This window comes from Ectobacillus polymachus, from assembly GCF_048159605.1.
In the GTDB taxonomy this organism is placed as follows: Bacteria; Bacillota; Bacilli; order Bacillales; family Bacillaceae_G; genus Ectobacillus; species Ectobacillus polymachus.
In genome coordinates, this window is the sequence record NZ_JBLREB010000001.1 from 1,556,059 (window position 1) to 1,569,325 (window position 13,267).

The 13,267-nt window shown below is 40.1% G+C and carries 11 protein-coding genes; all 11 read right to left on the reverse strand.

Going from position 1 to position 13,267, the window contains the following annotated elements; genetic code table 11:
- Positions 1-4 precede the first annotated feature (4 nt).
- Positions 5-439, reverse strand: a complete 435-nt coding sequence (locus tag ACM5BR_RS07990; protein ID WP_416827148.1) for a BrxA/BrxB family bacilliredoxin — start codon at positions 437-439, stop codon at positions 5-7.
- 65 nt (positions 440-504) lie between these two features.
- On the reverse strand, positions 505-1,611 hold the full coding sequence (gene meaB / locus ACM5BR_RS07995) for a methylmalonyl Co-A mutase-associated GTPase MeaB (RefSeq protein WP_416827149.1): 1,107 nt from the start codon (positions 1,609-1,611) through the stop codon (positions 505-507).
- A complete protein-coding gene (gene scpA / locus ACM5BR_RS08000) occupies positions 1,612-3,765 on the reverse strand; it encodes a methylmalonyl-CoA mutase (protein WP_416827150.1) in 2,154 nt (717 codons plus the stop codon).
- Positions 3,762-5,723: a methylmalonyl-CoA mutase subunit beta gene (locus tag ACM5BR_RS08005; protein WP_416827151.1), complete on the reverse strand. Its 1,962-nt coding sequence runs from the start codon at positions 5,721-5,723 to the stop codon at positions 3,762-3,764. Before ACM5BR_RS08005 ends, scpA begins: the two co-directional genes overlap by 4 nt.
- A 244-nt stretch (positions 5,724-5,967) precedes the next feature.
- On the reverse strand, positions 5,968-6,426 hold the full coding sequence (locus tag ACM5BR_RS08010; protein ID WP_416827152.1) for an NUDIX hydrolase: 459 nt from the start codon (positions 6,424-6,426) through the stop codon (positions 5,968-5,970).
- 103 nt (positions 6,427-6,529) lie between these two features.
- On the reverse strand, positions 6,530-7,225 hold the full coding sequence (locus ACM5BR_RS08015) for a DUF421 domain-containing protein (protein WP_416827153.1): 696 nt from the start codon (positions 7,223-7,225) through the stop codon (positions 6,530-6,532).
- A gap of 127 nt (positions 7,226-7,352) precedes the next feature.
- On the reverse strand, positions 7,353-8,600 hold the full coding sequence (locus ACM5BR_RS08020; protein ID WP_416827154.1) for a dihydrolipoamide acetyltransferase family protein: 1,248 nt from the start codon (positions 8,598-8,600) through the stop codon (positions 7,353-7,355).
- Between the two features lie 17 nt (positions 8,601-8,617).
- A complete protein-coding gene (locus ACM5BR_RS08025) occupies positions 8,618-9,601 on the reverse strand; it encodes an alpha-ketoacid dehydrogenase subunit beta (protein ID WP_416827155.1) in 984 nt (327 codons plus the stop codon).
- Between the two features lie 14 nt (positions 9,602-9,615).
- Complete coding sequence (locus ACM5BR_RS08030; RefSeq protein ID WP_416827156.1) at positions 9,616-10,623, reverse strand: thiamine pyrophosphate-dependent dehydrogenase E1 component subunit alpha; 1,008 nt, start codon at positions 10,621-10,623, stop codon at positions 9,616-9,618.
- 110 nt (positions 10,624-10,733) lie between these two features.
- Positions 10,734-12,155, reverse strand: a complete 1,422-nt coding sequence (gene lpdA, locus ACM5BR_RS08035; protein ID WP_416827157.1) for a dihydrolipoyl dehydrogenase — start codon at positions 12,153-12,155, stop codon at positions 10,734-10,736.
- 15 nt (positions 12,156-12,170) lie between these two features.
- Complete coding sequence (gene buk, locus ACM5BR_RS08040; protein WP_416827158.1) at positions 12,171-13,253, reverse strand: butyrate kinase; 1,083 nt, start codon at positions 13,251-13,253, stop codon at positions 12,171-12,173.
- Between the last annotated feature and the right edge of the window lie 14 nt (positions 13,254-13,267).

A 13,267-nucleotide genomic window follows, 5' to 3' on the forward strand; every position in this document is an offset into this window, starting at 1 on the left:
ACACTCACACTTCTTCGCAATATTGATCAAAAGACTGTTGCATTTTTTGAACAACTTCCATCGGTGAATGTCCTTCAATTTCGTGGCGCTCTATCATTGTTAAAATTTCCCCATCCTTTAATAGAGCAAAAGAAGGTGAGGAAGGCGGATAGCCTTCAAAATAATCTCTTGCACGCTGCGTAGCTTCCTTATCTTGGCCAGCAAAAACAGATACGAAATAATCAGGTCGTTTATCATAATGAACCGAATGAGCCGCTGCAGGACGAGCAATTCCCCCTGCGCATCCGCATACTGAGTTTATCATGACAAGCGTAACACCACGGCGGGCAAATGCTTCATCAACTTCCTCTGGGGTCTTTAATTCTGTATAGCCAGCAGCACCGATTTCTTCCCTAGCTTGACGTACAACATCATTCATAAAAAAATTGAAGTCAATCATTGTATTCCTCCTAACAGCCTTATAAGGATATCTTATCAATTTTGATAGGGGAATTCCAACATTAACTACTTGTTTTCGTAGTTTTCCATTAATTGCATGACGGCTTTCGTAACGGTTTGTGTTCCGTTCATAATATCATGTTCGTATCGACTTAATAATTGCTTCATTGCAGGATTTGAGAAGAAGCGTTGCTCCAATTCATCCCGAATCGATGAATAAAGCCAATGTCGTTTTTGCTTATTACGTCGATTTGTGAAGATTCCAGATTTCTTTGTTACCGTTTCAAATCGTTTTATTTCATTCCAAAAATCTTCTAATCCTTCATAATAAAGAGCAGAACAAGTACCTACATGTACCTCCCAGCCAACAGTTGCCGGTTGAAAAAGATGTGACATTTGAGAATAAAGTCCGACCGTTTGCAGAGCACGTACACGGTTGTCCCCGTCCGCTTTATTAATGAGAATTCCATCTGCAAGCTCCAGAATCCCGCGTTTAATTCCTTGTAGCTCATCCCCAGCTCCTGTCAGTGATAACAAAAGGAAAAAGTCAACCATATCACGAACCATTCCTTCGCTTTGACCGACTCCGACCGTTTCGACCAAAATTACATCATAACCGGCAGCCTCGCACAAAAGCATGGTTTCACGCGTTCTACGGCTTACACCGCCTAATGCTCCGCCAGAAGGTGATGGACGAACAAATGCATGTTCTTGCTGGACTAGTCGTTCCATTCGTGTTTTATCTCCGAGAATACTTCCTCCCGTTAACGTACTGCTCGGATCTACAGCAAGGACTGCTACCTTGTGATTGTTCTCGCAAAGCATGGTTCCGAATGCCTCAATAAATGTGCTTTTCCCTGCTCCTGGTACCCCTGTTATTCCGATGCGAATGGAATTGCCTGTATCGGGAAGGATACGTTGAATAATTTCTTGTGCCTTCTGATGATGCTTTGCTGCATTGCTTTCTACAAGAGTAATTGCCTGTGCAAGAAGAGTGCGATTATTATTTCGCACTCCCTCTACAAGTTCTTCTGTAGATACAGTACGTTTTTGAAAAGTTCTTTTTTGCCGTTTAGGCTGCAAAGTACCTTTCATTACTGTAGTTGCGAAAGCATCCTGGTTTTCTCCGTCAGTCGGTACCCATTCTGGACGTTTCATCTCTTCCTTCATCACTTATTCCTCTTCTTCGCCTATACGAAGTACAATTTCATCCATAATCTCGTCTGCTGCCTGTGGAATCACTGTTCCTGGTCCAAAAATAGCAGCTGCGCCGTTTTCATATAAAAATTCGTAATCCTGAACAGGGATAACACCGCCAACAATAACGACAATGTCTTCACGACCTAGCTTTCGTAATTCTTCCACTAGCTGAGGAAGCAGTGTTTTATGTCCGCCAGCAAGAGAACTCATACCAATACAATGTACGTCATTTTCCACAGCTTGACGTGCTGCTTCTTCAGGCGTTTGGAATAATGGTCCCATATCTACATCAAATCCAAGATCTGCATAGGCAGTTGCAACTACTTTCGCTCCTCTATCGTGACCATCTTGTCCAAGCTTAACGATTAAAATACGAGGACGACGGCCTTCTTTTTCTGCAAATGCATCAATTTTTTGACGAACTCGTTCAATCTCATCTTGTTTGTTATATTCAGAACGATACACACCGCTAACCGTTTGAATCACCGCCTTATGACGACCTGCAACTTTCTCAATAGCGCTAGAAATTTCTCCAAGTGATGCACGAGCACGGGCAGCTTCGATTGAAAGGGCTAGTAAATTCCCGTCACCCGTTTCCACTGCTTTTGTAATTGCCTCTAGCGTTGCTTGTACTTTTACTTCATCGCGGTTACGTTTTAATTCGTCTAAACGCTCTAATTGCTTCTTCAATACAGCTGTATTATCAATATCTAAAATTTCAAGAGGCTCTTGATGATCAAGACGATATTTATTTACACCAACAATTAATTCTGCGCCTGAATCAATATGCGCTTGTCTTCTTGCCGCTGCTTCTTCAATACGAAGCTTTGGTATACCTTTTTCAATAGCCTTCGTCATACCGCCTAGACTTTCAATTTCTTCAATGTGTTCCCATGCACGGTTCATCAATTCGTTCGTTAAAGATTCAACGTAATAAGAACCACCCCAAGGATCAATAACATTTGTAATTCTTGTTTCGTCTTGTAAATACAACTGCGTATTCCGAGCAATACGTGCTGAGAAATCCGTTGGCAAGGCAATCGCTTCATCTAATGCATTCGTATGAAGAGATTGGGTATGACCACTTGCCGCTGCTAGTGCTTCAAGACATGTACGTGCAACGTTATTAAATGGATCCTGCTCCGTTAAACTCCATCCTGATGTTTGTGAATGGGTACGAAGTGCTGACGATTTCGAATTTTGCGGATCAAACTGCTTCATTAGCTTAGCCCATAGAAGACGACCTGCCCGCATTTTTGCTACTTCCATAAAATAGTTCATACCGATAGCCCAGAAGAAGGAAAGACGCGGTGCAAAAGAATCCACTTCTAGTCCTGCTTTCAATCCCGTACGAACATATTCAATCCCGTTAAGAAGTGTATAAGCTAATTCTAGGTCAGCAGGAGCCCCTGCTTCCTGTAAATGATAGCCTGAAATACTAATGCTATTAAACTTCGGCATATGCTTAGAAGTATATGCAAAAATGTCAGCAATGATTTTCATCGACGTTTCTGGTGGATAAATATATGTGTTACGAACCATATACTCTTTTAAAATATCATTTTGAATGGTACCTGCTAATTGCTCTTGCTTTACGCCTTGTTCTTCGGCAGTTACGATATAAAATGCTAGAACAGGAAGAACGGCACCGTTCATTGTCATGGACACTGACATTTTATCGAGTGGAATCCCGTCAAACAATACTTTCATATCTAAAATGGAATCAATGGCTACGCCTGCTTTCCCAACATCACCTACAACACGAGGATGGTCGGAATCATAGCCGCGATGAGTAGCTAAGTCAAATGCTACAGACAATCCCTTTTGCCCAGCTGCTAAATTTCGTTTATAGAATGCATTACTCTCCTCAGCTGTTGAAAAGCCTGCATATTGTCGAATCGTCCATGGACGATTCGTGTACATTAGCGCATAAGGTCCGCGATGGTATGGAGCTACCCCTGGTTTAAAGTCCAAATAATCTAGTGATTGAACATCTTCTTCTGTATATACTGTTTTCACATCTATTTTTTCATTAGATGTATAAGCGACAGCTGCTTTTGGTTCTGTTATACCTTCATTTGTAAAAAGTGATGAATATTCTAATGTTGAAAAGTCTGGTGTCTTCATACTGTCACCTCCAACTCGTTATACAATTCATGTAATAGTGGCAGCAAGCTACCCATATCCGGCAGCAAACCATCTGCTCCGGAAGCTAACACAGTTTCTCCTTCTTCTCTTTCATACATCCCCATTACATAGAGCTTTTTCCCTACGGATGAAAGCTGTGCAATCGAGGTTAGAAGTGATTCTTTATTGTCATATAAGAAGACAGCCTCAACCTCTTCCATATCACCTGGTAATGAGTCTACAGATGCCACTTCGAATCCACATGATTTTAATGTAGACGCAATTGTTTTCATGTTTTCATCTGCAGCAAGCGCAACAACTAACGCTCTTGGACTTCTTCCCGTTTGACTTAAAAACTGTTCTGCCGTTTTCCGCAATTCTTCAAATGGTTCAGCGTCACGCATTGGAAGAAACGCCGCAATTTGCAGCCCATTTTTCACTTGATTAGCCGTAACTTCTCCAAGGGAGCTACCTTCAGAAAATGCTACAATTAATTCTTCTATTGTTACCTCTTGATAAGAAGGTGTGTTCATTCCCTTTCGCTGTTCTTTAAACGATGTTACCTCTGCAGCTCGGTTGTATACTTCCTTGCTTTCCCCTGTAAGCTTTTCTTCTGAAAGATTTACATAGCGATTTGTACCAACGATTGTTTGCTTTAAAGAACATACATTTGCACGGCGCTGTTTTGCTACTTGGGCTATTTCTTCATGTAATGAACCATCTTGAAGAACTGTGCTCATGCCACCTTGCTGCTCAATAGATCGAAATAGATCCCACGCTTGCTTTGCGATTTCATGAGTTAGTTCTTCTACATAGAATGAACCTCTAGCAGGATCTAGTACCTTCTCAAGATGAGCTTCTTCACGTAAAATATGTTGGATATTGCGAGCTAAACGCTTTCCATTCTCATTCTCAAAACCAGCCGCATCATCAAATGGACTTACATGAAGTGTATCTGCCCCTCCTACAATAGCAGAAAACGCTTCGGTTGTAGCACGAAGTAGATTGGTATATGGATCAAATACTGTCTTTGTACGTTTTGATGTCGACACATGCACAGCATTTTTTACATTTGAAACGCCAAACTGCTCAGCAATTTTACTCCAAACTACACGAAAAGCACGAAGCTTCGCGATTTCCGTAAATAAGTAAGAGCCTACTGAGAAGCTAAATGTAATCTTAGATATAACATCCTTCGCTTGAAGACCGCGTTCTATTCCTGCACGAATATATTCAACAGCCGTAGCAAATGCAATTGCCAACTCTTGTACTGCATTTGCCCCCGCATTATGATACGCATCGGTACGAACAAAAATAGTATGTAGCTGAGGTGTATGATCTTGGCTCCATCTTATTGTTTTAACCATATCGTCATAGCAAGCCGATAGAGATGTAACAAGCTCTCCTTCTTCTGCTAAATATCCAAGTGGATCAGCTCCAACCGTGCCTTTAAGAACATCAAGTGGGATTTCTTTTTTCTTTGCATATGATACAAACATCGATAATAATGGAGAAGCAATATATCCCGTATACAACAGAACTGGATATTTTCCGGTAGCTACACCATTAAAAACGCTTTCAAAATCTTTAGTAAAACTAAGCGGTATACCAGGTCTTTCAACAGATACCGAATCATTTCCTTGAAGCGTTTCTTTATCTGCAAGTAGATGCAGTACTTGTTGCCCGTTTTGTAATGCGTCTACAACGATAGCATTAGCTTGGTGCGGATTAGTAGCGAATAATTCCTGGGCAATGCCTCCGCTATTCGTTAGCAAAAGAGCGGCTACTTCCTTACATGCAGTAGCATCGTCTTTCGTGTATAAAGGCTTCAGAATTACATTATCATACGTTTGTCGAATTAAGCTGTCAAACGCTTTCCCTTTTAGCGTCTTTTCAGCGAGTTGCTTCCATTGTTCATATGATACCCCTTTGAACTCCTGAAACGTCTTTTTCTCCATCTGTAGACCCCCTTTACTATATTCAAATGATAATAAAATGAAATTTTCTAAATTATTATACATTATTTAGTTTAGTACAAAATGAATATTCTCGCAAAGACAATTTCGAAAATAATGTATCAAATTAGCAAATTTCCTCAAAATATGTCACTACAAAAAAGAAATAGTATATACAAAAAAAGCTGCTCTACAAAAATATTGTAAAACAACCTCATTTCATTGGTATAATTTATCATACTGATTGTTAGCATGACAGTTTTTGTACATAAGATTCAATAATTTTTTTATGAGATCCAACAATATATTCTGGCAATGCAGAAGGTGAAAAAAACGCTAGCGCAAGACCTTCTTCATGATTATTTGTCAGTATTCCATGAAACTCGTTCGTATAGTAAGCAACTGTAACAGTCTGAAATTCATCTCCATTTGCCAACTTTACAAAGTAATTTTTACCTGAAAACACATCAATGAGTTGAAGGTTTACAACGTGTATTCCCGCTTCTTCCATTACCTCACGCCTAGCAGTATCCTCCGGGGATTCGCCTAACTCCATCAATCCGCCAAGAAGTCCCCACTTCCCGTGAGGCTCTGTACGTTGTTGTAATAAAACATTCCCTTTTTCGTCCAATACAATCACAACTGCACCAACAAGAATAAGAGGGCGGTGACCAACAAATTTTCTTAATTCTTCTACATATCCCATTTTTCAAGCCTCTCTTTTTTCTTTATGTGTGATAATCTTCACTATACCTTGTATAACCAGTATAGCTTATGAAATGTGACAGAAAAAAGATATGTTTTTATTGTTATTTTTTGTAAATAAATCGAAGGTCCCCTTGGCTATTTGCCATCGCAAGTAAAATAATAGGAATCTTCTCCTTACCTATTTGATCTACTAGCCATTCCTCTGATTTTCCTAGCGAAAGAAGAGCATCCTTGCGAGTTTTCCCATCCTTCATCACAATTTGAAACATAGATAATGGCGTGGAAGGAATATGCCCATCTTCTTTCGTAATCGGAGTATATTCTGTCTTTAGAAAAGATGAAATTTTTCCACCCGGTTCCCAAAGAGCAATTGCTACCTTTTCAATCGCTTCAATGTTATGTAAGCGCAGCTCAGACAATAAAAAGTCAATAGAAATACGTGCTCGTTTTAAATTTTTCCATTGCACGTCTCCATTATGAACGAGTAGTAAGGGAGAAGGTTCTAAAAATTTTCGCCACCATTCCACGTGAAGACTTATAATCGAACTAGCAGTATGCAGGAGTATAAGCACAAGGGTGGTAACCATTGCTCCTGTTAAATCAACCCTTTCATCCGTTAATGGATTCGATAAGTTTCCTTCGAGAAGGAGTATTAATATTACATCCAAAAAGCGGAGCTGAGCTACACTTCTTTGCCCCATCATTTTCGCTACAAATAGCAAAAAGAGATACGCTATGATAGCTCGTGCTATCCATTCATATACATATAAATGCTCTGCTTGTGTAAATAGATGCATAGACGCCCCCTCCCTTCTCTTCTATTGTTGTTCGTTCCGCTTCTGTATATGTACCGAGATGAGAAGGTTATACAAAAAAAAGATGCAGTAAGAATACTTACTAACATCCTTATTGCATCATCATGATTTAATAAATAGAGATTGTTTCCTTCGACATTCCTTCTAATATTTCCTTCAGCCTTTGTAAAAATCGACCGCAAATGAGGCCATCTAATATACGATGATCCAATGATAAACAAATATTAACCATATCTCGGATACCAATATACCCATTATCCATAATGATTGGCCGCTTCACGATGGATTCGATTTGTACAATCGCTGCTTGCGGATAATTAATTATACCCATCGATTGAATCGATCCAAAGGTTCCCGTATTGTTCACTGTAAAGGTACCACCTTGCATATCATCGATACGTAATTTATTATTTTTTGCTTTTAACGCTAATTCGCTTATTTCTCTAGCTATTCCTTTAATTGTTTTCTCATCTGCATGCTTAATAACGGGAACGAACAACTCCGTTTCTGTAGCCACTGCAATCGAAATGTTAATGTCTTTTTTCTGGATAATTTTGTCGCCAGCCCACATAGAATTCATTTGTGGATATTCTTTTAATGCCTTCGCAACTGCTTTTACAAAAAAGGAAAAATAGGTAAGATTAAATCCTTCCTGCTTTTTAAATTCATCCTTTATCCCATTACGAAATGATACTAGATTCGTAACATCTACTTCAACCATCATCCATGCATGCGGCGCTTCATGCTTACTTCGCACCATGTTCGCAGCAATTGTTTTCCGTATACCTGACACAGGAATCTCAAGATCCCCTGTAGGTCTCTTTTCTTCCACTTGTTTCGTTTCTATTTTTTCTTTCCTTGGCTCTGCTGCGATATAATCTTGTTCCTGGTTCACCGAATGAATCGTATTAGATTCTACAATACGTAGGATATCTTTACGAGTAATACGACCTTGTAAACCCGTTCCATGAACAGTAGTTAAATCAATATCATACATCTGTGCCAGCTTTAAAACAGCAGGAGAATATCTTGCTTTCATAGGCGAATGCTCTGCATTCCCAGCCCTTGTTGGTTGTATAGAGACTTGCTCTTGTTTTAGGGGTGTTTCTACGACTTCTTCTACAGTCATCTTACAAATAACAGTACCAACAGCTACTGTGTCGCCTTCTTTCGTAAAGATCTCACTAATAATGCCCGAAAATGAAGCAGGAATTTCTGCATTTACTTTATCCGTCATCACTTCGGCGATAGGATCATATTTGTTTACATGATCTCCGTTTTTCACAAACCATTTACTAATCATACCTTCTGTTACACTTTCACCTAGCTGCGGCATCATTATATTTTCTATGCCCACCTATGTTACCTCCTTTCTTAAAATGCAGCTAATTTGCGCATTTCTTTTTCTATTTTATCTGGATTTACCATGAAAAATTTCTCCATCGTTGGCGCATATGGCATAGCTGGAGTGTCTGGTCCAGCTAAACGAGCAATAGGAGCATCTAAATCGAATAAACAGTACTCTGCGATAATGGCCGCGACCTCACTCATAACACTGCCTTCTTTTGTATCCTCTGTAATGAGTAGAACCTTACCTGTTTTTGAAGCTGCTGCGATAATTGCTTCCTTATCAAGTGGGTAAATCGTACGTAAATCAAGGATATGAACAGATATTCCATCTTGTAATACTTTTTCAGCAGCCTGTAATGCAAAATGTACGCAAAGACCATATGTGATAACTGTTATATCTTCTCCTTCTCGTTTTACGTCAGCCTTGCCGATAGGAAGAACATATTCTTCTTCAGGCACATCTTCTTTCAATAAACGATAAGCACGCTTATGCTCAAAAAATAATACAGGATCTTCATCACGAATGGCCGCTTTTAATAACCCCTTCGCATCGTAAGGAGTAGATGGAATTACAATTTTAAGTCCTGGTTGATTTGCAAAAAGCGCTTCGACCGACTGAGAATGATATAAAGCTCCATGAACGCCCCCACCGAACGGAGCGCGAATCGTAATAGGACAGTTCCAATCATTATTCGTTCGATAACGTATTTTTGCAGCTTCTGAGACGATTTGATTTACAGCAGGCATAATAAAATCTGCAAACTGAATTTCTGCAATTGGACGCATTCCGTACATGGCCGCACCAATCGCTACACCAGCAATAGCAGACTCCGCCAATGGCGTATCCATAACACGCTCTGACCCAAATGTTTCGTACAATCCTTGTGTTGCCTTAAAGACGCCTCCTTTTAGCCCAACATCTTCACCTAAAATAAAAACTCTGTGATCCCGTTCCATTTCTTCACGCATTGCTAGTGTTATAGCATCAATATACGACATAACAGCCATCAAGATCTCCTCCTTTATTCATCCTCAGCATATACATACTTTAGTGCCGATTCTGGCTCTGCATACGGAGCTTGTTCTGCATATTCGGTCGCTTCATTGACAAGCTTCATCACATCGTGTTCAATCTGTTCTTTGCCTTCTTCTGTTAAAACACCAACATTTATTAAATATTGTGCAAATGTGAAAAGCGGATCCTTACTTTTCGCTTCTTCAACTTCTTCATTTGAACGATACGTACGATCATCATCGTCACTCGAATGTGGTGTTAAACGATAGGAAATCGCTTCGATTAATGTTGGCCCCTCACCGTTTTGACCGCGTTCAGCCGCTTCTTTCACAGCTTTATAAACTGCGAGCGGGTCATTTCCATCCACCGTAACCCCCGGCATTCCGTATCCTATGGCACGATCAGACACATGTTTGCAAGCTAGTTGCTTTTCAACCGGTACCGAAATGGCATATTGATTATTTTCACACATAAAAATAACAGGAAGCTTATGAACAGCAGCAAAATTGGCGCCTTCATGAAAATCTCCTTGATTCGAAGATCCTTCGCCAAATGTTACGAAAGAAACGAACTGCTTACCATCCAATCGTCCTGCAAGTGCGATTCCAACTGCATGAGGAACCTGCGTTGTTACAGGAGAGGAACCGGTGACAATATGCTTTTTCTTATAACCGAAATGTCCTGGCATTTGACGACCACCTGAATTGGGATCCTCTGCTTTTGCAAATGCAGATAGCATAAGCTCCTTTGCCGTCATTCCGAAGCGAAGAACAACTCCCATATCACGATAGTACGGCAGTACATAATCTTGTTCAGGATCCAAAGCAAAAGCTGCTCCAACCTGGGTAGCTTCTTGTCCTTGACACGAAACAACAAATGGAATCTTCCCTGCGCGATTTAATAACCACATTCGTTCATCAATTTTACGTGTTTGTACCATCATGCGGTACATATCTAATACTAGGGAATCAGATAATCCAAGCTCATGGTGACGATTTCTTGTTTCTTCTGTCATTTCTATCTCCTCCTTTAATGAAACGAATTGCAATGAAGGAACATTAACTTCTCTTGTTTTATCCCGTTATTTAAGGAAAGTAAGACCTCCTACCTTAAGGAAGTTTCACTTTATAAGTGAAGTGCCTTGCTATCTACTGCTAAAGCTGCTTCTCCAAGCGCTTCAGATAATGATGGATGAGGATGAATGGTTTTTGCTATTTCCCATGGAGTAGCATCTAACAGCTTCGCTAATCCCGCCTCTGAAATCATATCCGTGACATGCGGTCCAATCATATGACACCCAAGTAAATCTTCCGTTTCTTCATCTACAACTAACTTTACAAAACCATCTTCTTCTCCATATACGAGTGCTTTGCCAATTGCTCGAAATGGAAATTTCCCAATTTTCACCCGATAGCCACGTTCCTTAGCAGCGCGTTCTGTTAATCCAACAGAGGCTACTTCTGGATTACTGTATATGCATTTTGAAATGAAATCATACTGAAGTGGACTTGGATCCTTACCTGCTATATGTTCAACAGCGACGATTCCTTCATGCGAGGCTACATGTGCAAGTTGCAATCCTCCGATTACATCACCAATCGCATAAATATGAGACTCTTTCGTTTGATAATATTCATTAGTTTCAATACATCCGTTTTGAATGACAATATCAGTATTCGTAAGACCAAGGTTCTCTATATTTGCCTGACGTCCGATAGATAGTAAGATTTTATCTGATTTTATTTCTTTTCTTTCTCCATTTTGCTCCACTTGAATAGATACCCCATCCCCTCGCACGATAGAATCACCTAATACTTTCGCTTTCGTAACGACAGTAACACCCTTTTTCTTTAGCAGGCGTTCTATCTCCTTCGATATCTCTTCATCCTCAAGAGGGAGCAAACGATTATCATACTCAATAATTGTTACATGTACATCAAAATCAGCTAGCATTGACGCCCACTCTACCCCAATTACACCCCCGCCAATAATAATGATAGAGGAAGGCAGCTCTTTCAATTGCAGAGCATGATCCGATGTTAAAACATACTCTCCATCAACCATAAGGCCAGGTAACAGTTTAGGACGAGAGCCCGTTGCGATGATGACATGTTTCGGAATAAGCATTTCGTTTCCTTCACCATTATTCATTTCAACAGAAACCGTTCCAGGTAACGGAGAAAAAATAGACGGACCAAGTATACAGCCATTTCCTTTATATATATCAATTTTCCCTTTTTTTATCAGCTGTGTAACACCCTGATGTAGCTGCTCGATAATGATGTTTTTACGCTCTTGTACTGCTGAAAAATCAAGTGCTATATTGCTAGCTTTCACACCAAATACTTCACTTTTCTTTACAGTAGCATATACCTCTGCACTACGAAGTAAAGCCTTGCTTGGAATACATCCTGCGTGTAGACACGTTCCACCTAGCTTATTACTTTCCACAATTGCAGTTTTTAAACCTAGTTGACTGGCACGAATAGCAGCTACGTATCCTCCTGTGCCGCCCCCGATAATGACAAGATCATATTCCGTTGCCATGTTACAGCCTCCTTGTCAAGAATGAACTATATACTCTTTTTTCTTCTCTTCACCACGTAGTACACGTAATGTGCCTTGCGATAATGCTTGTAATTCGTTTTCTCCCGGTTCCACATAAACATCTGCAATCCACTGGACTCGTTCTATAATTTCCTCAACTAGCATTTTGCTATAGGATAATCCACCCGTTAGAACAATCACGTCTACTTTTCCAAATAATACTGCGCTATCTGCTCCAATTTCTTTTGCAACTTGATAGGCCATTGCACTATATATTAAACGAGCATGCTCGTCTCCTGCTTCAATCATTTTTTCTATTTTTCCTGCATCTTTTGTGCCAAGGAGAGCTGCCAATCCTGCCTGCCCAACCATTTTTTTCATTACTTCTTCTCGAGTATATTTACCTGAGAAACAAAGATCTATTAACTGTCCAGCTGGGACACTGCCTGCTCTTTCTGGCGTAAATGGACCTTCTCCATAAAAGGCATCGTTCACATCAACTACTCTACCACCGCGGTGTACGCCTACAGTAATTCCCCCGCCTAAATGAGCGACAATCATATTTAATTCTTCATATTTTTTACCAAGCTTTTTTGCAACTAGTCTCGCAACTGCCTTTTGGTTAAGTGCATGAAATATACTTCTACGCTCTAGGCCAACTGCACCACTAATCCGAGCGATATCATCCATTTCATCCACTACAACAGGGTCTACGATGAAAGCTGGGATATTCAAGGAAGAAGCTATTTCGTGTGCAAGTACTCCTCCTAAATTAGAAGCATGAAATCCATTATACCCTTCTCGTAAATCCTTAAGCATCGCTTCATTTACTTCGTAGGTTCCTCCCTCAACAGAACGAATTAACCCACCTCGGCCGCAAACAGCACTAAGCTTTGATACATTCACACCATGGAAATCAAGCACTTCTAAAATTGTATTTTTCCGAAATTCATATTCATCGAAAATGTGGTCAAATGCAGCAATCTCTTCTTCTTTATGACGAATTGTTTCAATAAACATTTCTTGTTCATCTTCAAAAACCCCAATTTTTGTAGATGTACTCCCTGGATTAATAGCAAGTATGCGAAAACTAGACAATATTCTTCCCTCCG